This is a genomic window from Mesorhizobium sp. P3_A8, from assembly GCF_056402995.1.
The window spans coordinates 602,242-625,983 of record NZ_JBFUGI010000001.1 but is presented as its reverse complement, the minus strand read 5'-3'; the positions used below and the strand labels follow the sequence as shown (position 1 = coordinate 625,983).

The following is a 23,742-nucleotide window of genomic DNA, read 5'->3' as shown; positions in this document are numbered from 1 at the left end:
GCTTGGTAACCGGCACATAGACGATTCTGTCGGCATGTCCTGGGCGGCGAACATTGAGCCGGAGAAACGGCATCCGCCTGTCTGTCGGCGAAAGCTCGACGATGTAGCGTCCCGACGCGTGGATGTGGATTTCGCTCACGTCACTGCTTCTTCGGTCGACGCCCCATGCCTCTTCCTTTCGCGGCTCGCGGGGCAGGACATCAGGCAAGGCAACTCTGGTGCCGGCAGCGTCAGGCGACATAGCCGCTGTTCCGATTCGCGTGCGATCGGTCAAGGATGCTGTCAAATATACCTATCAGTCGGCCCAAGGAATTGATCAGTCTGTTTCGATTAAGCGTCAGGCAATAGAAGCCTATTTTCGTTGAATAGCGCAGTATGTCCACGAATGGGCTATAGGCGATGCCGTATTTTTTGCGCAAGTGGATTTCCGAGCGCATCTTCGACCGATACCGGAAGATCCGTGCCCGGGTTGATTGCGCAACCGAGGTGCCAACGTCGTGGACGGCATGCGCGCTGCTGACCAGGATCATGGGCTCGTCACGCTGCAGCAGGCGATGCGAGAGGTCGTCATCCTCGAAATACAGAAAGATATCCTCATCAAACCCGCCCGTATCGAGGAAGAGCCTTCGTTTGATCATGAACACGCCGCCATTGACGAAGCGGACGCAACAATCCCCCCAGACCTGCCGGATACGTGTGGGCAGCGACACGCCGGAAAGGCGATCGATCTCGCTCTGCTCGCGAAACCACAGCCGCCCATCCACCGTGTTTGTGCGCGGCACGAAGACGCCGCAATTCGGGTAGCGTTCAGCCGCCTGCACAAGCGCATCGACGGCGTCCGTCCCAAGACGCACGTCGGGGTTGATGAACAGCAAATACTCCCCCGATGCCGCCGCCGCGCCGATGTTGCAGGCATGCCCGAAGCCGAGGTTTGCAGCATTATCAATACGATGAACGGCGAGGCCGGATAGCGCGGCGGAAAGATCGTCGGTACTTGCATTGTCGACGCATATGATCTCCAGCCCTGAAGGCAGGCGAGCGAGCGCGCCACGCACGGTATGCGCGCTGTTATGCGTCACGGTGATAGCAGTTATCGACCTATTCATTACCAAAGCCATCCTGATATCTCAGTTGGCTTCCCCGTGGAAGGCTAGCGATCCATGCGCAATCTAAGCGCTGCCACTCCGGTGGTCGAGTCAATACTCCTGACTAAGATAGGGGGTAATGGGCGCGCCGATCCGCCACGCCGTCGGTCACGGTCGTGCTGCTTCCCGGGCTTCCGGCCGGCGCGACCTAGCCAATCGGCTCGGCTGGCCACCTGTCGGCGGTAAACTCCCGGCGAGGAAGGGCTGCTTCGAACATGAAATCCGCAACGGCCCCTTGCCGTTCAAGCTCATCTTGCTCATGTTCAATACCGTTTGCTGATGATCGTTGGGGGACGGTCGCATTCACAATGGGAGGAAGTTGAACCATGAAAGCATGCTATTTCGTTTCCGCCGCGCTTCTCGCCGCAGCTGCAGTCCCCGCCTCGGCCGCCGAAATTTCCGATGGGAAAGTCAAGATCGGCATCCTCAATGACCAATCCGGCGTCTATGCCGATTTCGGCGGCAAATGGTCGGTCGAGGCGGCCAAGATGGCGGTCGAGGATTTCGGTGGCAAGGTGCAGGGCGCGCCGATCGAAATCATCAGCGCCGACCACCAGAACAAGCCTGATATCGCCTCCAACATCGCCCGGCAGTGGTACGACACCGAACAGGTCGATGCCATCATGGAGCTGACGACCTCATCGGTCGCGCTCGCCGTTCAGGGGATTTCCAAGGAAAAGAAGAAAATCGATATCGTTACCGGCGCGGCGACCACCGAGCTGACCGGCAAGCAATGTTCGCCCTACGGCTTCCACTGGGCCTACGACACCCATTCGCAGGCGGTGGGAACAGGCGGCTCCCTGGTGCAGCAGGGCGGCGACAGCTGGTTCTTCGTCACCGTCGACTATGCCTTCGGCTATTCGCTCAAGGAGCAGACCTCCAAGTTCGTCGAGAGCCACGGCGGCAAGGTGCTGGGCGAGGTGCGCTATCCCCTGGGGTCGACCGATTATTCATCCTTCCTGCTGCAAGCGCAGTCGTCGGGCGCCAAGGTCGTCGGCTTGGCGAATGCCGGCTTGGACACCTCCAACGCGATCAAGCAGGCGGCGGAATTCGGCATCGTCCAGGGCGGCCAGCGCCTTGCCGCACTTCTGTTCACGCTGGCCGAGGTGCATGGGCTGGGCCTTCAGGCAGCGCAGGGCGTCGTGTTGACCGAGGGCTATTACTGGGATCGCGACGACAAGAGCCGCGAATTCGGACAGCGCTTCTTCAAGCGCACCAACCGCATGCCGAACATGATCCAGGCGGCGACCTATTCGGCGGTGACGCAGTATCTGAAGGCAATCGACAAGGCCGGCACCGACGAAACCGAGGCCGTCGCCAAGCAATTGCATTCAATGCCGGTGGACGACGCCGTTATGACCAACGGCAAGGTGCAGGCGGACGGCAACATGGTCCACGACATGTACCTCTACCAGGTCAAGGCGCCCAGCGAGAGCACCAAGGACTGGGACTACTACAAATATCTCGCCACCATCCCCGGCAACGAGGCCTTCCTGAGCGAGAAGGACAGCGGCTGTCCAACGGCGGCCCAGTGATCGGCGCGGCCCATGGCGCCGCCTGACCAGAACGAGAATGAACCGCGGGTGGTGCTGTCCGCCCGCGGGCTGCGGCGCGATTTTGCCGGCTTCATCGCCGTCAAGAATGTCGATCTCGATGTCCGCCACCGCAACATCCATGCCCTGATCGGGCCCAACGGCGCCGGCAAGACGACTGTTTTCAACCTGCTCACCAAGTTCCTGGCGCCGACCAGCGGCAGGATCGAACTGCTCGGCCACGACATCACCCGCACCTCACCGGCGAAGGTGGCGCGGATGGGGCTGGTGCGCTCGTTCCAGATATCGGCGATCTTTCCGCATCTCAGCGTGCTCGACAATGTGCGCGTCGCGCTGCAGCGGCCAGCTGGGCTCGGCGTCCAGTTCTGGCGCTCGCTGGCCGTACTTGATCGGCTGACGCCGCGTGCCGTGGAGCTCTTACGCTCCGTCGGCCTCGACGATGCCAGGAACAGGCTGGCCGGCGATCTTTCCTATGGCAGGAAGCGTGTGCTCGAGATCGCCACCACCCTGGCGCTTGATCCGAAAGTGCTGCTCTTGGACGAGCCGATGGCCGGCATGGGGCATAAGGACGTGGCCACGGTTTCCGCCATCATTCGTTCGGTCGCCAGCGACCGCGCTGTTTTAATGGTCGAGCACAATCTGACGGTCGTCGCCGATCTCTGCGACTGGATAACGGTCATGCAGCGCGGCGAGGTGCTTGCGGCCGGCGACTACGCCACGGTCAGCCGCGATGAACGCGTGAAGGTCGCCTATATGGGCACCGCCGATGACTAACCCCGCGCCCCTGCTTGCGGTCCGCGGTCTCAACGCCTGGTATGGCGAGGGCCATGCGCTGCATGGCGTCGATCTCGAAGTGTTTCGCGGCGAGACGGTGACACTGCTCGGCCGCAACGGTGTCGGCAAGACGACGACGCTGCGCGCCATCATGGGGCTGATCCGCAAGCGCACCGGCGAGGTCGTCTTCGATGGCGCGGACCTGATGCGGCTGCCGCTGCACCGCACCGCGCATCAAGGCATCGGCTTCGTGCCGGAGGAGCGCGGCATCTTCGCGACACTGACCGTCGACGAGAATCTGGTCCTGCCGCCGGTCGTTGCCGAGGGCGGCATGAGCGTCGCCGAAATATTCGATCTGTTCCCCAATCTGAAGGAGCGGCGCAACAGCCCCGGCACCAGGCTGTCGGGCGGCGAACAGCAGATGCTGGCGATCGCCCGCATGCTGCGGACCGGCGTGAAGATGCTGCTTCTCGATGAGCCGACCGAGGGCCTGGCTCCCGTCATAGTCCAGCGCATCGGCGAGCTGCTGGTGACGTTGAAGAAGCGTGGCATGACGATCCTGCTGGTCGAGCAGAATTTCCGCTTCGCCAGCCGTGTCGCCGATCGTTTCTACCTGATGGAGCACGGCAAGGTCGTCGCCGGGTTCCCGGTCGGCGAACTGGCTGACCGCATGACGCAGCTCCACGACGTTCTGGGGGTATGAGGACGCCATGACGATGATCTTCGGTATCCCCGTCCAGGCATTGCTCGGCCAGTTGCTGGTCGGCCTGATCAACGGCTCCTTCTATGCCATGCTGAGCCTGGGTCTGGCCGTCATATTCGGCCTGCTGCGCGTCATCAATTTTGCCCATGGCGCCCAGTATATGCTGGGTGCCTTCGTCGGCTATCTCCTGCTCACCTATCTCGGCATCGGCTATTGGCCCGCTCTGATCCTTGTGCCGCTGATCGTCGGCCTCTTCGGCATCGTGGTCGAGCGCCTGGCGCTGTCGCGGCTTTACGACACCGATCCGCTCTACGGCCTGCTCTTCACCTTCGGTCTCGCGCTCGTGCTCGAAGGCCTGTTCCGCTACTATTACGGCGTGTCGGGAAATCCCTACGCCGTGCCGTCGCAGCTTTCGGGCGGCACCAATCTCGGCTTCATGTTCCTGCCCAATTATCGCGGCTGGGTCGTGGTGGCCTCTGCGATCGTCTGCTTCGGAACCTGGGCGCTGATCGAGAAGACCAGGCTCGGCTCCTATCTGCGCGCGGCAACCGAGAATCCCCGTCTCGTCCAGGCCTTCGGCGTCAATGTGCCGTTGCTGCTGACGCTGACCTACGGCCTCGGCTCCGCCCTTGCCGGCCTTGCCGGCATTCTGGCGGCGCCCATCTATCAGGTGAGCCCGCTGATGGGATCGGATCTCATCATCGTCGTCTTCGCGGTCGTCGTGATCGGCGGCATGGGATCGATCCTCGGCGCGATCGTCACCGGCTACATGCTCGGCCTCGCCGAAGGCCTGACCAAGGTCTTCTATCCCGAAGCTTCCAACCTCGTGGTCTTCGTCATCATGGCGATCGTGCTTCTGGTCCGGCCGGCCGGCTTGTTCGGAAGGGAAGCCTGACATGTCGGAAGAGACGTCTGACATGGCAGGGCTGACGCTGCGCGAGACATCAGCCAGAACCTCAGGTTGGCTTGAATGGACGCTGGTCGGGCTCGGTATAGCGGCGCTGCTGGCGGCGCCATTTCTGGTCTATCCGATCTTCCTGATGAAGATGCTGTGCTTCGCGCTGTTCGCCTGCGCGTTCAATCTCCTGCTCGGCTACACCGGCCTGCTGTCGTTCGGCCACGCCACCTTCTTTGGCGGCGCCGCCTACTTCACCGCCCATGCCGTCAAGGTCTGGGGCTGGCCGCCGGAAGCTGGCATCCTGCTCGGCGTGGCGGGCGCCGCCCTGCTCGGCCTTGTCATGGGCTTCTTCGCCATTCGTCGGCAAGGCATCTATTTCGCCATGATCACGCTGGCGCTGTCGCAGATGTTCTTCTTCTTCTGCGTCCAGTCGCCCTTCACGCAAGGCGAGGACGGCATTCAGGGCGTGCCGCGCGGCATGCTGTTCGGCGTCCTCGACCTGAACGTCTCGCTGAACATGTATTATTTCGTGCTGGCGGTGGTCCTCATCGGCGTCTTCGCCATCTGGCGCATCGTCAATTCACCCTTCGGCATGATCCTGCGCTCGATCCGCGAGAACGAGAACCGCGCCATTTCGCTGGGCTATTCCGTCGCCAACTACAAGCTCGGCGCCTTCGTCATGTCGGCGGCGCTGGCCGGGCTGGCAGGCTCCCTCAAGGCGATCGTCTTCCAGTTCGCCACGCTCACCGACGTCACCTGGCAGATGTCGGGCGAGGTGATCCTGATGACGCTGCTCGGCGGCATCGGCACGATGGTCGGACCGATCATCGGCGCGAGCCTCGTCGTCGGACTGGAAAACACGCTCGCCACCTCGGGTTTCCCCGTGACCATCGCCACCGGGCTGATCTTCATGGTCTGCGTGCTGGTCTTCCGACGCGGCATCGTCGGCGAACTTTATGCGCGGGTGCTCGGGCGGGCGGCGAAGGACTGATCAACTCCAGATCGACTGCGTGCGATTGAGGGGATCGCGAGGCAAGTGAGGCAAGGCAGAGTCAAGTTCGAGCCGGCGGTGAAGAAGAACGGAGCCATCGCGCGCAAGGCGTCTGCCGCCGTGGCTATGGACGGGCTCACGGATGCGCAATATGGATGGTGATGAGGCCTGTTGTGGCGCTCACATTTTCGCTGCGTCGCCAAAGGCAGGCGACGTTCGTTGAATGACGCTGCGCAGGGCGGGTTGGCCTTCTGGTCCGACGCCGCCCGCGGAAGTGTCAATATCGGGGGATATGGTCAATGACTGACAACAAGCCGGACGTTACCAAGGATTGGCAAGCGACGCAGGGCCAGAAGTCGTCCGCCACGCGTCTTCGCCTTTTCGCCGCACTCTCGTGGATCGTCGCCATTGGCGGCGAGATCTACGGGATTGTTCTGCTTCGCCAGGGCAAATTCGACCAGGCACACCTGCCCTTGATCATCGGCCTTCTGGTTGGCATCGCGATTTTCGCGATCGCCGGCAACTTGCTGTGGAAGGCGGCCAACCGGCACGACCCGGCCCGCGCATCCGATACGGCCCGGTTCTTCTTCCAGAACCAGCTCGGCGCGATCATCACGCTGATCGCCTTCGTGCCGCTGGTCTTCCTGATCCTCTCCGACAAGAACATGGACCCGCAGACCAAGAAGGTTGCCGGCGGCCTCGGTGCTGTGCTGGCCGTGGTCGCCGCGATAACGGGGGTCAGTCTCAAGCCTCCGTCGGTCGAGCAGTACACCCAGGACATGAACGCGTGCGCAGCCCAGATCAAGTCAGGGCAGCCCACCACCGCCTGTTCGCCCGACGTCGCCGCTCAGGCGCAGGCGATCGCCACGGACAGCGCTGCGGTGACGGCCGCGACCCAGGATGCGAGCCATCCCGCCGGCCAGGATGTCGTCTACTGGATCGCGCCCGAAAACGGCGCCGCGAAGTCCACTGAGCCGCATGTTTTCCACCTCTGCGCAGGCGTGAGTCCGCTGAAGGACAAGACCGTGAACAGCGGCTCGGTGACGGAGGCCTACGCACAGAACGCCATCCGCATCACCAAGCAGATCGATATGGAACAGAAGCAGTGCGGGTTTACCGCCAAAGCCAGCACCAACTGAACCCACCCGCGCTCGATCGTCAGCGCCTACAGCATCATGGTGCCAGCAAGCGCCCGGGGTGCCTTGGTCGCTGACGATTGCGGCTAGCGTGGAGCCGGTTGGTGCCGAGATCGGGTTGGAGGAGAGATTGCCCCTCCAGCTTCACCCAGATTTCGCTACAGACGTCTTGAGGTGGGAATGTCGTCTGTCCGCTTCTTGCGGGCGAGCACAAGAAGGGGCGTCACTCCCAGGCAAATCGAGCGATTGCGCCGTAAGCTGCTGAAATCCTTAACGCGATTTTCACCCCGCTAGCCTAGCTACTTGCCCCTATGAGGCACTCTGAGCAGCCTGTTCAAGGGTCCGCCCCTCAGGGGCAGGGTGAAACCGTGGACGCCGGGATTCTCCGGGATCAGCTGGCTGATCTGCGGACCGGGATCTTCATTTCGATGCCTATCGGCACGGTCCTCTCGGCCCTGATCCTGGCCGTGCAGATGCTTTCGGGCGGTGGCCTTGCCGCGGTGCTGTGGTTTGCGGCGGTCAGCACGATCAATGGCGCACGCATTGCCCTTGCTCTCTCCCAATCGGACACAGTCGACAGCAGGCTTAGGCCGGCCGGTGCACGGCTTTCTTCCTATGGGATGCTGGCCCTGGCGTCGGGCATCGCCTGGTCTTTTCTGGCGGTGCTGACCGATGGCTACACCACGCCCCAGGCGCCGATCTATCTGATCGTTCTCGCCGGCGCGTCGGCCGGTTCCGTCACCTACGGAACATCATATGCCCCGTCCTCGATCAGCTTCATGACGCTGCCGCTTTTGATCACCATCGGCTGCCTCTCAGCAAAAGGCGGTGTCGAGAATTATATACTGGCTTTCACAGTCCTGCTTTTTCTCGTTGGAATGATCAGAAGCGCGCTTCTTGGGCAAGCCCGCTTCCGCGGGGCGAGCCGCCTCAAATACGAGGCGAAGGAATTCGCCACCGAGATGGAGCGAAACTCCAGGCGGGATCCGCTGACGAATTTGCTCAACCGGTACGGGCTGGAGCAGGCTATCCGCCAGCTCGGACTTGCCGACGGTCCGTTCGTGGCCATGCTGATCGACCTGGACGGCTTCAAATCCGTCAACGACACCTATGGTCACAATATCGGCGACGACCTGCTGGTCAGGGTTGCACGCAGAATAGAGAACCATGCGCCGCCAGGGGCAACCATTTCGCGCATCGGCGGAGACGAGTTCGTGCTGCTCTTTCCCGCCGGCAAATCCGTGCATTCAACCGGCGAACTTGCATCCTCGATCATCGCGGCCATCGCAAATCCGGATCCGGCGTTGAATTCGGTGCGCGTCGGCGCTTCGATCGGCATCTATGTATCGGAGAGACCACAATTGACGGAGATGCTGCTGCGGGCAGACTTCGCGCTTTATGCGGCCAAGCGCAGTGGCAGGAATGAATACCGTCTCTTCGATGCGGGGCTCGATCACGGGCTCGAACGCAAGCACTGCATTGAGCGCGATCTGCGCGGGGCCATCGAAACAGGCACTCTTTGCTCATGGTTCCAGCCCATGGTGCGACTGGATACGAATGCCGTGGTCGGCTTCGAGGCGCTGCTGCGATGGCGGCACCCGGTTCATGGCCCCATTTCCCCGCCCGAGGTCGTCACCGCTGCGCGTGAAACCGGGCTGCTTTCCCTATTGACGGAAACGGTGTTCCTCAACTGCTGCGCCATGATCGAAGAGCTTGTCAGAAACGGGCGTCAGCGTGTTCGGGTCGCGATGAATCTCTCGCCACGCGAACTCGAAGCAGGCAATGTCGATGAAATGATCCTCGACAGCCTCAAGACGAGGAATGTCCCTGTGGCGATGCTCGAGATAGAGATCACGGAAGAGGCGCCCGTGGATCGCGACAGAGTTGACGAAAAGCTGGAACGCCTGGCGGATGCGGGCCTATCGATTGTGCTGGATGATTTCGGCACCGGTTTTTCGACGCTGGTTTCGCTGAAGGACAGCCGAATCCGCAAGATCAAGATCGACAAGGACTTCGTTCGCGATCTCGCCAAGTCCGTGGAAGATCAGGCCCTGGTCAAGGCAGTCATCGATCTCGGGAGAACGCTGGGAATGGAGGTGGTCGCCGAGGGGGTCGAAACCGACGCCGATCGCCTGATCCTGCGGTCGCTTGATTGCATGATCGCGCAGGGTTTTCTGTTCTCCGCAGCACTTCCCATGCATGATGCGCTGGCCTTCGAGCCAGGCCGCTTCGACAACTCTCTCGCGACCTTCCTTGATCCCGCAGCGGGCTTGCCGCGCAAATCCCAGACCGGCACCGCCGCTTAGCTGCCCGCCAGTTCGTTTCTTATGGCTTTTGGAATTTCAGGATGAAGCGATCGCTCTCGCCTATGGCCGCATACTTTGCGTGATCTTGCGCGCCGAGCTTGAAGGTTGGCGGCAGGGTCCACACACCGCTCGGATAATCCTTCGTGTCTTTCGGGTTGGCATTGACCTCGGAACTGCCGACGAATTTAAAACCAGCCGCCTCCGCAAAGCCGATCGCAACGTCCTGGCGCACATAACCAGACTTGGCGAGCGGATCTTGCGGCTCGTCCGGTTTGCCCCGGTGCTCCTCTACCCCGAGGATGCCGCCAGGCTTCAGCGCTTTGTAGAAGGCGGCGAAAGCGTCCGCGGTCGTGCCCGCACTCATCCAGTTATGGATGTTTCGAAAGGTCAGCACGAAGTCCGCACTAGCCGGCGACGCGATCGCATATTTGTCCGCTGCAAATTCAGTGACGGTGACCTTGTCATAGTCGGCCGGATCGGCGGCAAGCTTGGCCGCCAAGGCGGCATTGTCTTTCTGGACGTCAGCGGAAGGCGAGGCCTTCTCGCCATTTGCCGCGATGTAGTGACCGTTCTGCTTCAGATAGGGGGCCAGAATCTCGGTCCAATATCCACCTGCGCCAGGAAGGATTTCGACGACGATGCTGTCAGGCTTGACGCCAAAGAATGTCAGCACTTCGCCGGGATGGCGATATTTGTCGCGCACGCTGTTGGGCTGTGAGCGCTGAGGCCCGCCGATCAGCTTCTCGATCGCGGGATCGACGCTGTCTGCAAATGCGGTCGAAGCGCAAAAAGCACCGATCGAAACGCCGACAAGAGCGACAAATTTCAAGGCGAGGCGGCGACTTGGAAACATGAAATCATTCTCTTGTGCATCGGCGACCCGCATCATGACACTCCGCCGGTAGGCTGGCGATGCCGGAAATGGCTCAATGATCCTAGGAGGAGCACGAGGTTTCCAAGATCTGCACCTTCCGTGGAACGCCTTGCTCCAGGGCCCAAAAGTGGTCTCTTGCAGGAGATGCCGCCATCGCCCAAAGCCGCTGGCGCACTACCAGGCAGCAGCCTCAAATCTCAGCCCCGCCCATCATCCATAACACCCGCGCTCCACAGCCAGCCGCCGCACCAGCGCCAGCACGGCGTCGATGGTCGGTGTCGGCTTGTCCACCAGCCGGCCAAGTTCCTGCACGGCGCTCACCAGCGCGTCGATCTCCATCGGCCGGCCGCGCTCAAGGTCCTGCAGCATCGAGGTCTTGTGTTCGCCGACATCGCCGGCGCCCTTGATGCGGCGGTCGACTTCTATCGGAAAGCGCACGCCGAGGCTTTCGCCGATCGCTTGCGCTTCCAGCATCATGGCGCGGGCAAGCTGGCGGGTGCCTTCGTCGGCGACGATCGCGGCCAGCGTGGAGCCGGTCAGCGCCGAGATCGGGTTGAAGGAGAGGTTGCCCCACAGCTTTACCCAGATCTCGCTGCGTATGTCTTCGCGCACCGGCGCCTGCAGGCCGGCCTTGACCATCTCCTCGGCCAGGCGCGTCACGCGTTCGCTGCGCGCGCCCGAGGGTTCACCCAGCGAGAAGCGCTTGCCCTCGACATGGCGGATGAGGCCGGGCGCGTCGACTTCGACCGCGGGATAGACGACCGAGCCGATGACGCGTTGCGGCCCGATCCGCTGCCAGATCGCGCCGCCGGGATCGACCGTGCTCAACTTGGTGCCTTCGAGCGGCCCGCCGACGCCATGGAAATACCACCACGGCACGCCGTTCTGCATGGTGACAACCGATGTGTGGTCCCCGAGCAGCGGCGCGATCTGGTCCAGCGCCGGGGTCAGCGAATGGGCCTTCAGCGCCAGCACGACGGTGTCCTGCACGCCGAGTTCCTCGGCCTTCTTGGCGGCCCGGACGGGCGCCACCGTTTCCTGGCCGTCCTCGATCAGGCGCAGGCCGTTGGCCTGGATCGCTTCCAGATGGGCGCCGCGCGCGACGATCGACAGATCGGTGCGGCCGGCGATCGCCAGCTTGGCGGCGAGATAGCCGCCGATCGCGCCGGCGCCGAAAATGGTGATCTTCATGTCAAAGTCCGAGTTTGGCGGCAAGCCCGATGCGCTGCAGCTTGCCCGTCGCACCCTTTGGGATTTCGTCCAGGATCAGCACCTTGCGCGGCACCTTGAAGTCGGCGAGCCGCGTCGCGGCGTAAGTGCGGATATCGTTCTCATTGGCGCTCATGCCTTCGCGCAGCACCACGGCCGCCGCCACCTCCTCGCCGAGCTTGTCATGCGGCATGGCGAAGGTGACGACTTGCGCCACGGCCGGATGGTCCATCAGCACGTCGTCGACCTCGAGCGGCGAGATCTTTTCGCCGCCGCGGTTGATGATCTCCTTGAGCCGGCCGGTGACGCGGAGATAACCGTCCTCGTCGAGCACGCCCTGGTCGCCGGTGTGGAACCAGCCATGCGCGAAAGCCGTGGCATTGGCGTCCAGGTTTTTCTCGTAGCCTGCCGTGACATTGGGTCCGCGAATGACGATCTCGCCGATCTCACCGGCTGTCAGCAGCCGTCCGTCGGGCGCCATCACCGCCACCTCCGGCCCAGCCCCCGCGCCGACGCTGCCCGGCTTGCGCAGGCCCGGCGGCAGCCGGTTCGACGCCATTTGGTGGGCGGCCTCGGTCATCCCGTAGGATTCGATCACCGGACAGCCGAAGGTTGCCTCCAACTCGCCCATCACTTGCGCCGGCAGTGATGCCGAGGACGAGCGGATGAAGCGCAGGCGCGCGGACTCCAGAACCTCCGCATTGCGCGCGGCACGGGGCAGAATCGCCTGATGCATGGTCGGCACCGCCGTGTACCAGCTTGGTTTGGCATCGCCCAGCCACTGGAAGAAGCGCAGCGCGTTGAAGCCCGGCGTGCAGTAGATGCTGCCGCCTGCCGCCAGCGACGACAGCACCGCCGCGATCAGGCCATGGATGTGGAACAGCGGCATGATGTTGAGGCAGCGGTCATCGGCGGTCAGTCCGAGGGTTGCGCCGATATGGGCTGATGAGGCGGCGATGTTGGCATGGCTGAGCGGCACCAGTTTTGGGCGCGATGTCGTGCCCGACGTGTGAAGCAGCAGCGCGATGTCGGCATCCCCCGCCATGTCGGGTGCCGCCTGTGGGCCGATCGCCGCGCCCTCGATGGTGAAGCTGCCGGCAGGCGTATCAGGCGAAACGACAAGCCGCAGCACGCCAATGCCGAGGCGCTCCGCAACGGCCACCGCCGGTCCGGTCTCATTCTCCGCGACAAGGATCGCCTTGGCGCCGATATCGGTCAGGTAAAAATCGAGTTCGTCGGCCCGATACGCTGGATTGAGCGGCGCTGTCGAGGCGGCGGCGGCCACCGCGACGAAGCTTGCCGCCATCTCCGGCCCGTTCGGCAGCACGATCGCCACCCGGTCGCCCCGGCCGATGCCAAGCGCATGCAGCCGTTCAGCGGTGGCCGCGATCAGGCCGCGCAGTGCACCATGGGTGAGGGTCACCCTGTCGGGAGCTAGGATCGCCGGAGCATCATCGGCACCGGCGGCGAGACGATGGGAGAGGTCTTTTGAATTCGTGCTCATGGTCACCGACTATGTTTCAAACGACTGCTTCTAGAAAGGCCCTGGGACGATTCCGACCCCGGACAATTGTCGACGTTGGCGCCCCCCCCTCTCCGTCTCGGCTTCGCCGAGCCACCTCTCCCCCACGCTGTGGGGGCGAGGAACCCAAGCTTTTCAAGGCCGCGGCCTCGGCGGGTGGTTCCTCGCCCCCATGAAATGGGGGAGAGGTGGCCGCGAAGCGGACGGAGAGGGGGCTGGCGCTGCCATATGCGATTGGCCTGCCGTGGGAGTTAAGGGGTGACCGGCAACCTGTTCTCCCGATCACCTCAATATCCCAGCGCCATCCCGTCCTTGCGCGGATCGGAGGCGCCGGTGAGCGTGCCCTTCTCCCAGTCGATCAGCACAACTTGCCCGCCGCCGAGCGGGTGATGCGGTTCGGCGATGCGATGGCCACGACGGCGCAGCCCTTCGAGCGCATCGGCGGGAACGCCGCGTTCGGCCTCCACCGTATCATCATTGTAGAACACTCGTGGCGCATCCAGCGCCTGCTGCGGGTCCATGCCGAAGTCGATCATGTTGGTCAGGAGATGGACATGGCCGAACGGCTGGTAGCCGCCACCCATGACGCCGAACGGCATCACCACGCGGCCGTTCTTCGTCGCCATGCCGGGCATGATCGTGTGCATCGGCCGCTTGCCGGGCGCAATGGCGTTCGGATGCGCCGGATCGAGGCGGAAACTCGAACCGCGGTTCTGCAGCACGATGCCGGTCTTCGGGCCGACGACGCCGCTGCCAAAGGAATAATAGGTCGAGTTGATGAAGGAGACGGCGTTGCGGTCGCGGTCGACGATCGAGATGTAGACTGTGTCGCTGCCCGGCAGGTCCAGGCGCGGCAGATGCGTCATGGCGCGGTCGCGATGGATCTCGGCGCGCAGCCGGTCGGCATAGGCGCTGGACAGAAGCTGCTGCACCGGCACCTGAACATGGTCCTGGTCGCCGACATAGCGGTCGCGGTCCTGGTAGGCCAGGCGTCCGGCCTCGATCTCCAGATGCAGGCGCTCGGCCCCATTGGGGTCGAGCCCGCCAAGCTTGAAGCCCGACAGCACGTTCAGCATCAGCAGCGCCGTCAGCCCCTGATTGTTCGGCGGCATCTGGTGGATGTCGTAGCCGCCATAGGCGGTGCTGACCGGCGCCACATAGTCGCCCTTGGTTGCCGCGAAATCCTCATGCGAATGCAGCCCACCCAATTCTCTGAGCCGGCGCACCATGTCGTCGGCGACAGCGCCTTCGTAGAAGCCGGCGCGACCCTGTTTGGCGATCACCCGCAAAGTGGCGGCGAGTTCCGGTTGCCGGTGGACGTCGCCAGCCTTCGGCGCCTGACCGCCCGGCAGAAAGATGCGCGATGCATGTTCATCGGCCGACAGGTCGGTTTCCGGTTCGGCCCAGTCGAAGGCAACACGGTCATGCACGACATAGCCGTTCTCGGCATAGTGGATGGCCGGCGCCAGCACCTCGGCCAGGCTCTTGCGGCCATGGTCTTCCAGCAGCCGGCTCCAGGCATCGACGGCGCCAGGCACGGTGACCGCATGTGGCCCCTGTTTTGGAAGCTCGCTGAAACCCTTGTCCAGATACCAGTCGACCGTCGCCTTGGCGGGCGCACGGCCGGAGCCATTGAAGGCCAGCACCTTGCCCTGTCCTCCGGGAGAATAGAGCACGAAGCAATCACCACCGATGCCGGTCGACTGCGGCTCGACCACGCCTTGCACGGCGGCGGCGCAGACGGCGGCGTCCATGGCATTACCGCCAGCGCGCAGCATGTCGATGGCGGCAAGGGTAGCAAGCGGGTGCGAGGTCGCGGCAAGCGCTTCTGTGGCACGAACCGGCGAGCGGCCGGGAAACTGGAAATCACGCATTCTGTCTTTGTATCCCTTGGTCTGATGGATGCGACGTTGCCGCCATGGCGTAACACGACACGGCAACGGATCGCTTCGGCTTCTCGACACTGCGCATTTTGCCAATTCTCCTCGTTACGCCAGACGCGTATCAGGCTCGGACCCGATAAGGCGTTAGCCAGGTTTCCAGAGCGTTCAGTGCCGAGATAATCGTGAAATTGATGGTGAGATAGATCGCGCCCGCGGCCACGAAAACCTCTACGGCGCGATAGGTCTGCGAAATAAGCCCCTGGGCGATGCCCGTCACTTCCATCAGGGTGACGATCGATGCAAGCGACGTACCCTTTACCATGAGGATGATCTCGTTGCTGTAGCTCGGTATGGCTTGGCGCAGCGCCAAAGGCAGAACGACGAGGCGCAGGGTCTGGATCCGTTTCAGGCCTAAGGCAGAGGCTGCCTCGACAAGGCCACGCGGCACACCCTGTATCGCACCCCGCAGGATTTCGCTGCCATAGGCTGCGGTATTGAGACTGAGCGCGATGATGGCGCACCAATAGGGCTCGCGAAACAGCCACCAGAGCCCAACTGCCTGAAGTGTGGGGCGGAACTGGCCGAGGCCGTAATAGATGAGGAATATCTGGACGAGCAATGGCGTGCCGCGAAAGACGGCAACGAAGGAGCGTATGGGCCAGACCAGCATCCGATGGTTTCCCTGCTGCGCCAGTGCGAGCAACAGGGCCAAGGCAAAGCCTATTCCGATCGACAACCCCGCAAGTTGCAAGGTTAACGGCAAGCCGGAGAGAAGGGTGGGAATGATCTCTGCAAAAAAGGCGAAGTCGATCATGCGTGGACCATGCCTCGCCACGCCCGTGCCTCGCCGTAGCGGAAGACCGATCCGGTCACGGCAGCGATGAGGAAATACAGCGTCGCGGCTGCTATATAGAAGACGAAGGGCTCCCGCATCGATCCCGCGCCGATCTGAGATTGCCGCATCAATTCCACCAAGCCGATCACGGAGATCAAGGCCGAATCCTTGAGCACAAGCTGCCAGACATTTCCGAGGCTCGGCAGGGCGTGCCGCATCAGTTGAGGCACGATGACGAGACGCAGCAACTGGAACCGGGACAGGCCGAGCGCCTTGCTAGCCTCAAACTGGCCGAGATCGACGGCGAGATACGCTCCGCGATAGACCTCGGCTTGATAGGCGCCCGAAATGATGCCGATCGCGAGGACGCCAGTCGCAAATGTCGGCAGCCCGACGAAGCCTGTGCTGCCGAAGAATTTACCGATCTCAGTCAATGCTATGCTGCCGCCGTAGTAAAGCAGGTAGATCGTCAACAGATCGGGCACACCCCTGAACACCGTGCCATAGCCCTTGGCGACCCATGACGGTAAAGCTCTCGTGGAGAGCCGGCCTCCTGCTGCAACCGCGCCGAAGAGAGTACCGAGCAGGAAGCCGAGGACTGACAGCGCAAATGTCACGCCAGCTGCCAGCAGCAGGGCTCCGCCCCAGCCGCCATTGCCCACGGAAAGGATATGGAGTGTGTCCGTCATGTGGAACCTGATCGTTCAGCGCGGCGCCCGGCCTATCGGTTGGTACCAATCGGCCGGACACAATACACACGTGGCTACTTGACCGGCGTCACGTCCGTTTTCACCCATTTTTCCGAGATGCTCTTAATGGTCCCGTCGGCAATGGCGGCGCTGATCGCGTCGTTCAGCATTTCCTTGAGCTTGACGTCTTCCTTCCTGAGTCCCGCACCCGTTCCGGCACCGAACAAGCCGCCGACAAAGCCCGGACCTGCAACCGTGAAGCCCGAGAATTCGGGTTTTGCGAGCGTCGCGGCGAGCGCTGTCTTCTGAGCGAATATTGCATCGATGCGGCCCGCGGCCAGATCGAGATCGTGCTGCTCGGTCGTCTTGTATTCGCGAATCTCCACCGTGTCGCCGAAGTATTTCTTGACGAATTCGAGCATGGCCGTGGCCGCCTGGACACCGACCACCTTGCCCTTCAGCAGGGGCTTCAACTTGTCGACCGCGGCCTTGGTAGCGGCCTCATCGTCCAGTTTGAATTTCTCGGCCGAAGCGCCGAGCTTCCCCAGATCGCTATCCTTGGCGGCTGCGAACCCGCCCGGGTCGATCGCGTAAGGCTGGGTGAAGTCGATGGTCTCGAGACGTTTCGGCGTGATGAACATGCTGGCCATGATCACATCGAACTTGCCGACCTTCAGCGAAGGAATAAGTCCGTCCCAGTCCTGAGCGATGATGGTGCATTTGATCTTCATCCGCTCGCAAAGATTGTTGGCGAGTTCGATCTCCAGTCCGTCGAGCTTGCCGTCTGCGTTGGTGAAGTTCCACGGAGCGTAGGCGCCCTCCGTGGCGATGGTTATGGCCTTGGGCGCGTCCTCGGCCAATGCGGTGTGCATGAAGCCGAACATGCTGAGTGCGGCCGCAACTGCGGCCAAACGACAAACTTTCATGTGGTTCCCCTTTTTTGATTGGCTGATCGAACTGTTCCTACGTCCGGCCGCATTGCCGGTTCGAGGCCATTCCTGTCCGGCTGGCGTTCGTCACCGGCTCGGACTCACAAACTCGGCCAGCATCGGTGCTGTGCTGAGAATATGATCCTGCATCACCTTTTCCGCGTGAAGTTCGTCGCCTGAACGCAAGGCCGCGATCACGGCGGCATGCTCCTCGCGCGCAGAATGCGGCTTGTCACAGTCGTCGAACCAGATGCGCATGTAGGGCTCTATCACCACATGCAGCGCCGATATCTGGTGGATAAGCTTGGGCCTCCGGCTTAGCGCACAGATACGGCCATGGAATTCCTGGTGGCGGACCACCCAGTCGCTGCTGCCGCTCTGGCCCGCGCGTTCCATGCGCTCGAGCAGGCGATCGAGTTCCTCGAACTCCTCCTCATCGATCCGGGGCATCGCCAGCCTTACGGCCAGTCCCTCCAGAACCGAGCGAATTTCGAAAATCTCGTAAAGCTCATCGACCGTCAGGCCTGCGACCACGCATCCACGATTGGGCCGCAGAACCACCAGCCCGTCGGAGGCCAGGCGCCGAAAGGCTTCCCGCACAGGCATGCGGCTCATGCCGATCTCGGCCGCAATGTCCTCCGGAATAAGCCTGTCGCCCGGTTTGTAGCGGCCGAGGCGAAGGGCTCTATGAACGTGCCTGTACGCCTCTTCCTCAGCAGTGGCGGACATCTGTGGCTCTGCCGGAAAGGCTGCTGGCATGGGGCACCTAAAAGTATTTTTGTATCCACGTATTATAAAATCCGCTTTTTATTTCATCGTCAATACCCCGGTGACGACGTTCAGAAGCCGATACCGGTGCAGTGCACCACCGGCACGATCTATTTCGGGCCGGGCGAGTCTTTGGGATGGTGCCGCCCTGGGCGTGGCAAATCAGACCGGCTACGACCACAAATGGGACGACAACAGGCAACTGGAAACCAATCTGGGGCCAGGGAAACCAAAAATACGCTGCGCGACTCGGTCTATTCCTCGCTCATGGCGATGATCGTGACCGGTCAGATTCCGCCGGGCTCGCGCGTTACCGAGAACGACATTGCGGTCAGGCTGAATGTCAGCCGCACGCCGGTGCGCGAGGCCTTCAACCGCCTCGAGCGCGACGGCCTGGTCACCGGGTGTCCACGCCAGGGCTATGTCGTCACCGAGTTCGACATCAACATGTTCCGCGAGGCCTTCGACATCCGCGAATTGCTCGACGGCCATGCGACCGAACTGGCTGCCACCGCCGCGACCGAGAAGGACAAGGCCCGGCTGCGCGCCATGCTGGCGGAATGCGAGCGGCTGGCTGCCATTCCCGACCGCACCACGCGCGAAAAATTCCAGGAACTGGAAGTCGGCATCGACCTGCACCGCGTCATCGCCGAGATCAGCGGCAATGTGATGCTGCACGGCATGCTGTGCGGCATCCTCGACAAGTGCCAGCACTATGTCTGGACCGAATTGTTGTGGCTCGACGAATGGAAGATAGCCCGCGACGAGCATGCAGAGATCGTCGAGGCGATCTGCGCCGGCGAGGCCGCCCGGGCCGGCGCCCTGGCCCGCGCCCATGTGTGGGGATCACGCGACAATGTGCTGCGCCTGCTGCAGGCGAAGTCGGATTATCAGAGCTTTTTCGCCAAGGCTTCGTGAGCGGGCCGGCCCGATACCAGGAATGTGGTCGCCGCAACCGAAGAGCGCAGCCGACCGGCATCGAAATGATCCGGGCTGCAGCCCAGAGAGCAGTCGGCCTCGATGGATAATTATCCGGTCACGGAAGGACCGAACTCGATCAGGGTGACAGTATCGCCGTTGACGATTGCGAACCGGTTGGTTGCGGGATCGAAGGCCATGGGCGGCGGCTTCGCATCATCGTCAAGGCCCCAGATGATGCTGCTATCCTGAAGGCCTGAGCGCAACTCGGTCCAGGCATGGACGACTTTGCCGGTCGAAAGATCGATCAGCTTTGGATGCCGATAGAGCGAAAGAATGAAGCCTTTGCCGAGCGCCAGGATTGTCCCAGCGGGCTCGTCCAGTTGGAATGCCTGAAGGCAGGTTCGTTGGATCATGTCGTAGACAGCCAGCCCAAGCGGTCGAAGGCGCAACTCGCCGTCATCCTCAACACTATCCTGTTCGTATTCGGCCGAAGCGGCCACCGCGAAGCGGTCATCGTCGAGCCAGCAAACTGAATTCTCTTCAACCAACCCAGAATTCGGCGATAAGGGAAGATCCTGGCCCTTATCGAGGTGACGTGGATCTGCAAGGGCCTGCGCAATATCGAAGGACACCACGAGACTTAGCGGATGCCACACCCAACCGGCACTGAGCAGCCGCTTCCCATGAGGGCTCGCTGCCAGCCGCGAATGGAAAAAATCCGACGGCTTGCGGTCCGCCGATTCGGTGAGCAATCGACCGGTTTCGGCGTCCTCAAAGTCGATGCGGCAATAGTCTCCGGGGCAATGCGCGAGCAGGACGCGACCGTCTGGAGCATTGAACAGGGCGACAGGATACTCGTATGCGTCGGCCTGGTAGAAGCTGCGGCCAAGCTCACGAAGAATCCGTCCATCACGGAGCAGAAGCCCTTTCGTTCCCAGTCGTTCGTAGATCACGGCAAAGCGGCCATCCGGCGATGCCGTCGCGGCGTCGAAACGGTAGCCATACGCTACGGTCGCGGGCCGCTCCCTACCATCGGTTGCGAATGCACGGCCGCCACCGACCCAATCGACGAGTTCATCGCCGCGCCAACAGAGCGAGCGAATGCCGGTTGCGTTAAAGCTGGATTGCGTGAAGAGGCCCATGAGGCATTCGTAGCTCGCATTGAACCGGCACAATAGATCAGCCGCAGGCAAAGGCTGATCCCTTGCCCGCCCGGCGGTCCTTCAGCCCTTGTGCTCCTGGAGGCTGTTGCCGCCGTCGACCACCAGAAGAGCGCCGTTGACATAGCTGGCCCCTTCGGACGCCAGGAACACCACTGCCGCTGCCACTTCATCCGGTCGCCCCGCCCGCGCCGGCGGCGTATGCAGGGCCGCTTCCAGCTCCATCTCGCTCGACGAGCCGGTCGCGATCCAGCCGGGCGCCACGGCGTTGACGGTTATGCCGTGCCTGGCCACTTCCAGCGCCAGCGTGCGCATCAGGCCGACCATGCCGGCCTTGGCGGCGGAATAGGCTGATGTACCCACGAAGGACACCAGCGGCCCGGTGACCGACGCCACATTGACGATGCGCCCATAGACCGCTTCGACCATCGCCGGCAAAAACGCATGGGTGACCAGAAACGCCGTCTTCAGGCTGACCTCGATGCCTTGATCCCAATCGGCCTCGGTCATCGCAACAAATGCCTTGTCGACCGAGGGTGACGCCAGCGAGCCCATGCCGGCATTGTTGACCAATATGTCGACCGCGCCGACCTCAGCCCGCAGCCGCGCGACATCGGCAGCCCTGGTGAGATCGGCGACCACGGCCGTGGCATCGATGCCTTCGGCACGAAGCTCGGCGGCGCGGTCAAGCACGCGTGCGCTGGCGCCGGTGAGGAACACGGCATGGCCATTTTGTCCGAGCTGGCGGGCAATGGAGAAGCCGATGCCGTCGGCGGCTCCGGCGCCGGTGATCAGCGCACGTCTGCTGCTGGGATGGGGCATGGTCGGATCTACTCCAAAGGTTCCGCCCGCTGGATGCGAACGGACAGTATCGGCTGTATCGGCAGAAACTATATACGAGAGGTTTGTCGCCGTACGAGCCCAGGGGCGCGATCCCCGGCAACGGGAATAAGCTAATCATCGTGCCAAGCAGTACCAGCTTCTGGCCTAACGTGTCCGCGCCGAGCGGCATGTCGAAGCCGACGACGATTACCTGGCGTATCGACGCTCCATGGCCCTATTGACGGCAAAGGCTCGGCCAACGCACGATCCCCACTTTCGGTGGCTTTAGGAGACCGTCGTGGTGGCACTGCGCCTCAATCATGTTTCCCTCCGCGTCCGCGATCTGGCAGCCAGCGCGAAGTTCTATCAGGATGCACTCCAACTGCCCGAGATTGCTTGTGCCGCAGGAAAGCCAAACATCCGCTGGTTCGGCCTTGGCGAGGGACAGTCGCTTCACCTGATCGAAGGTGATTTCGGCAAGACCTTCGTGACGATGTCGACGCATTTTTGCATCTCCACCACCGATTTCGCGCAGGCTTTGCAGCATTTAAGAAGCAAAGGTATTCCGTTCGGCAACCTTGCCGGCGAGATCGGCAAGGAGCACGTGAGGGCGGACGGGCAGCGATCCGTCTATCTAAAGGATCCCGATGGCTACTGGATCGAAGTCAATGGCGACTATTAAGAGCGCTGGGAAATCAATCGGATGGAATGGCGCGCCCGAAGAGATTCGAACTCCTGACCCCCAGATTCGTAGTCTGGTGCTCTATCCAGCTGAGCTACGGGCGCGCATCAGGCCATGTTTTCAACGGCCCCGCGATCCGATCCTTGAGGGGTCGGCCGCGAATGTGTGCAGTTCCCTAGCGACTGAATTTGGGAAAAGCAAGCCGATCCGGCAAAAGTTTTGTCGTGAGTGTGTCATCCAGCGGTGACAGCCCCGATCCCATGGCTTTGAAGTTCCCGGCGAGCCGGCCTGATTTCAGGCTGAGAGGGGGAAAGTCTAGTGGAAGGTCATGGAAAGCGTCAGGTCTGAACGGCAAGAGCCCTCAGGAAAACTGCGCTGTGGACCTCACGCCGGGCGGCGCAGGCTGCCGCGGGCTTGGTCGAGCCGCACCGGCTGGTCGGGGATGGTGACAGCGAAAGTGGTGCGCCCCCCAATCGACTCGACCAGTTCCACCGTGCCGCCATGCGCCCGGATCAGCTCATGCGCGATCGCCAGGCCAAGGCCGGTGCCGCCGCTGCGCGCCGAGCCACGGAACGCCGCGAACAGGTTTTCGCGCGCCTTCGGCGGCAGGCCGGGGCCGGTATCGGTGACGGCGATGCGGCTGACGCTGCCCAGGCGCACAGCCGATACCGCAAGCCGCCGCACCACGGCGCTCTCGGTGTCTGCAGCCATCGCCTGCACCGAATTGCGGCACAGATTGGTCAGCACCCGGAACAATTGGTCGGAATCGGCGTCCACCTCGAATCCCGCCTCGACGGCGTTGATGAACTCGATGCCCTCCTCGATGTCGAGCAGACCGTGCACGTCTTCGAGCAGCTGGCGCAGCCGCACCCGGCGGCGCGAAGGCGGCGGCTCCTGCGTGCGGCCATAGTGAAGCACGCCTTCGGAATAAGACACCGCGCGATCCAGTGCGCGCAAAAGCTTCGGTGCGAAGGCTTGCACGGTCGGATCCCTGACCAGGCGCAGGCGATCCGACATCAGCTGTGCCGAAGCCAGGATGTTGCGCATGTCGTGGTTGATCTTCGAGACCGCCAGGCCGAGGTCGGCAAGGTGCTTCTGTTCGGAGAGCATCTTCTGCAGCCGCTCCTGCATCTGCGACAGCTCGCGTTCGGCAACGCCGATCTCGTCGGCGCGGGCGGCGGGATGGATGATACGCCCGGGGTCGTCGGGGGCTTCGGAGAAGGACAGCATCGAGCGCGTCATCGCGCGGATCGGCCCGATCATGATCAGGTCGATCGCGGCATAGACCAGCATCGCCGTGAACAGCGAGATCAGCAGCGAGACGAAGGCGACGTTGCGCGAATAGATGAGCATCGCCTTGCGCAGCGAATAGTCCGGCATGATCAGCTCGAACTCCTTGTCGCTGTCGCCGACCGGCCCGAAAACACGCAGCATCCGGTCGCCGCCGAAGAACAGCGTGTCGAGCGCGCCGGTCATGCCCTTGATCATGCCGACACTGGCCAGATCGATGTGCTCGTCGACCTGCGGCGGCATGTCGGCCACCACCAGAAGCCGCGAGACGCCGCCGTCGCGCACCGCGATCGCCTTGGCGCCGATCGCCATCAGCACGTCATTCTGGGCCGTGCGCGACAGCGAGGTCGACTCGCCCTGCACCAGCACGATCGATACGGCGGCGGCTGTGCTCAGACGCTCCTTGAGCCAGCTCAGCCGATAACTGGCGATCCAGGGCAGGAAGATGAGCACTTCGGCCAAAAGCACGAAAACGATGGTCAGGAGCAGCAGTTTTGTCGACAGACCGCGCGACAATGGCACGCCGCGGACGGCGGCAGGCGCCGTGCCGATCCCTTCCCCCGCTTGGCTGGCTTCGCTCATGCGACTCGATCTTCACAATCACTTGATCAGCCAACATTAGGGGATTACGGCTTTTTTGCCAATTTCATCC

At 62.5% G+C, this 23,742-nt stretch carries 21 protein-coding genes and 1 tRNA gene; 9 read left to right on the top strand and 13 right to left on the bottom strand.

Annotated elements, in window-relative coordinates; all coding sequences use genetic code 11:
* Positions 1 to 230: 230 nt before the first annotated feature.
* The gene (locus AC1DX4_RS02945; protein WP_477218877.1) at positions 231 to 1,106 is read right to left on the bottom strand and encodes a glycosyltransferase family 2 protein; all 876 of its coding nucleotides are present in this window, start codon (positions 1,104 to 1,106) and stop codon (positions 231 to 233) included.
* A gap of 365 nt (positions 1,107 to 1,471) precedes the next feature.
* On the opposite strand from AC1DX4_RS02945, the gene AC1DX4_RS02940 reads away from it, so the two are divergent.
* The 7 genes from AC1DX4_RS02940 (at position 1,472) to AC1DX4_RS02910 (ending at position 9,506) form a co-directional block, all read left to right on the top strand.
* Positions 1,472 to 2,680: an ABC transporter substrate-binding protein gene (locus tag AC1DX4_RS02940; protein ID WP_477218876.1), complete on the top strand. Its 1,209-nt coding sequence runs from the start codon at positions 1,472 to 1,474 to the stop codon at positions 2,678 to 2,680.
* A 12-nt stretch (positions 2,681 to 2,692) separates the two neighbouring features.
* On the top strand, positions 2,693 to 3,472 hold the full coding sequence (locus AC1DX4_RS02935) for an ABC transporter ATP-binding protein (protein WP_477218875.1): 780 nt from the start codon (positions 2,693 to 2,695) through the stop codon (positions 3,470 to 3,472).
* Positions 3,465 to 4,175, top strand: coding sequence for an ABC transporter ATP-binding protein (locus tag AC1DX4_RS02930; RefSeq protein ID WP_477218874.1), 711 nt, complete (start codon positions 3,465 to 3,467; stop codon positions 4,173 to 4,175). The genes AC1DX4_RS02935 and AC1DX4_RS02930 overlap by 8 nt, the downstream gene beginning before the upstream one ends.
* Positions 4,176 to 4,182: 7 nt before the next feature.
* Positions 4,183 to 5,070, top strand: coding sequence for a branched-chain amino acid ABC transporter permease (locus tag AC1DX4_RS02925; RefSeq protein WP_477218873.1), 888 nt, complete (start codon positions 4,183 to 4,185; stop codon positions 5,068 to 5,070).
* Positions 5,071 to 5,092: 22 nt separating this feature from the next.
* Positions 5,093 to 6,064 carry a branched-chain amino acid ABC transporter permease gene (locus AC1DX4_RS02920; RefSeq protein ID WP_477219110.1) on the top strand — a complete coding sequence of 324 codons (972 nt, stop codon included), beginning with the start codon at positions 5,093 to 5,095 and terminating at the stop codon, positions 6,062 to 6,064.
* A 299-nt stretch (positions 6,065 to 6,363) separates the two neighbouring features.
* On the top strand, positions 6,364 to 7,203 hold the full coding sequence (locus AC1DX4_RS02915) for a hypothetical protein (protein WP_477218872.1): 840 nt from the start codon (positions 6,364 to 6,366) through the stop codon (positions 7,201 to 7,203).
* A gap of 365 nt (positions 7,204 to 7,568) precedes the next feature.
* Positions 7,569 to 9,506 (top strand): putative bifunctional diguanylate cyclase/phosphodiesterase, encoded by a 1,938-nt coding sequence (locus AC1DX4_RS02910; RefSeq protein WP_477218871.1) that lies wholly within the window; start codon positions 7,569 to 7,571, stop codon positions 9,504 to 9,506.
* A 19-nt stretch (positions 9,507 to 9,525) separates the two neighbouring features.
* Here AC1DX4_RS02910 and AC1DX4_RS02905 read toward each other — a convergent pair whose 3' ends face one another.
* The 8 genes from AC1DX4_RS02905 to AC1DX4_RS02870 form a co-directional block, all read right to left on the bottom strand.
* Positions 9,526 to 10,359 (bottom strand): class I SAM-dependent methyltransferase, encoded by an 834-nt coding sequence (locus AC1DX4_RS02905; protein ID WP_477218870.1) that lies wholly within the window; start codon positions 10,357 to 10,359, stop codon positions 9,526 to 9,528.
* Between the two features lie 231 nt (positions 10,360 to 10,590).
* A complete protein-coding gene (locus tag AC1DX4_RS02900) occupies positions 10,591 to 11,571 on the bottom strand; it encodes a 2-dehydropantoate 2-reductase (protein ID WP_477218869.1) in 981 nt (326 codons plus the stop codon).
* A 1-nt stretch (position 11,572) separates the two neighbouring features.
* Positions 11,573 to 13,093: an acyl--CoA ligase gene (locus AC1DX4_RS02895; protein WP_477218868.1), complete on the bottom strand. Its 1,521-nt coding sequence runs from the start codon at positions 13,091 to 13,093 to the stop codon at positions 11,573 to 11,575.
* Positions 13,094 to 13,398: 305 nt separating this feature from the next.
* Positions 13,399 to 14,985 (bottom strand): gamma-glutamyltransferase, encoded by a 1,587-nt coding sequence (gene ggt, locus AC1DX4_RS02890; RefSeq protein ID WP_477218867.1) that lies wholly within the window; start codon positions 14,983 to 14,985, stop codon positions 13,399 to 13,401.
* A 130-nt stretch (positions 14,986 to 15,115) separates the two neighbouring features.
* Positions 15,116 to 15,808 carry an ABC transporter permease gene (locus AC1DX4_RS02885; protein ID WP_477218866.1) on the bottom strand — a complete coding sequence of 231 codons (693 nt, stop codon included), beginning with the start codon at positions 15,806 to 15,808 and terminating at the stop codon, positions 15,116 to 15,118.
* Positions 15,805 to 16,518, bottom strand: coding sequence for an ABC transporter permease (locus tag AC1DX4_RS02880; protein ID WP_477218865.1), 714 nt, complete (start codon positions 16,516 to 16,518; stop codon positions 15,805 to 15,807). The genes AC1DX4_RS02885 and AC1DX4_RS02880 overlap by 4 nt, the downstream gene beginning before the upstream one ends.
* 74 nt (positions 16,519 to 16,592) lie before the next feature.
* Positions 16,593 to 17,444, bottom strand: coding sequence for a transporter substrate-binding domain-containing protein (locus tag AC1DX4_RS02875; RefSeq protein ID WP_477218864.1), 852 nt, complete (start codon positions 17,442 to 17,444; stop codon positions 16,593 to 16,595).
* Between the two features lie 90 nt (positions 17,445 to 17,534).
* Positions 17,535 to 18,176, bottom strand: coding sequence for a GntR family transcriptional regulator (locus AC1DX4_RS02870; RefSeq protein ID WP_477218863.1), 642 nt, complete (start codon positions 18,174 to 18,176; stop codon positions 17,535 to 17,537).
* A 312-nt stretch (positions 18,177 to 18,488) separates the two neighbouring features.
* Here AC1DX4_RS02870 and AC1DX4_RS02865 point away from each other — a divergent pair, with 312 nt between their 5' ends.
* Positions 18,489 to 19,133, top strand: a complete 645-nt coding sequence (locus tag AC1DX4_RS02865; RefSeq protein WP_477219109.1) for a GntR family transcriptional regulator — start codon at positions 18,489 to 18,491, stop codon at positions 19,131 to 19,133.
* 110 nt (positions 19,134 to 19,243) lie between these two features.
* Here AC1DX4_RS02865 and AC1DX4_RS02860 read toward each other — a convergent pair whose 3' ends face one another.
* Positions 19,244 to 20,278: a hypothetical protein gene (locus AC1DX4_RS02860; protein WP_477218862.1), complete on the bottom strand. Its 1,035-nt coding sequence runs from the start codon at positions 20,276 to 20,278 to the stop codon at positions 19,244 to 19,246.
* Positions 20,279 to 20,359: 81 nt separating this feature from the next.
* Positions 20,360 to 21,118: an SDR family NAD(P)-dependent oxidoreductase gene (locus AC1DX4_RS02855; RefSeq protein WP_477218861.1), complete on the bottom strand. Its 759-nt coding sequence runs from the start codon at positions 21,116 to 21,118 to the stop codon at positions 20,360 to 20,362.
* Positions 21,119 to 21,419: 301 nt separating this feature from the next.
* Between AC1DX4_RS02855 and AC1DX4_RS02850 the strand changes: the two genes are divergently transcribed.
* Entirely contained in the window at positions 21,420 to 21,800 is a 381-nt protein-coding gene (locus AC1DX4_RS02850) for a VOC family protein (protein ID WP_477218860.1), read from the top strand.
* Between the two features lie 27 nt (positions 21,801 to 21,827).
* On the opposite strand, the gene AC1DX4_RS02845 is transcribed toward AC1DX4_RS02850, so the two are convergent.
* Positions 21,828 to 21,904, bottom strand: a tRNA-Arg gene (locus AC1DX4_RS02845).
* A 280-nt stretch (positions 21,905 to 22,184) separates the two neighbouring features.
* The gene (locus tag AC1DX4_RS02840; protein ID WP_477218859.1) at positions 22,185 to 23,672 is read right to left on the bottom strand and encodes an ATP-binding protein; all 1,488 of its coding nucleotides are present in this window, start codon (positions 23,670 to 23,672) and stop codon (positions 22,185 to 22,187) included.
* Positions 23,673 to 23,742: the final 70 nt, after the last annotated feature.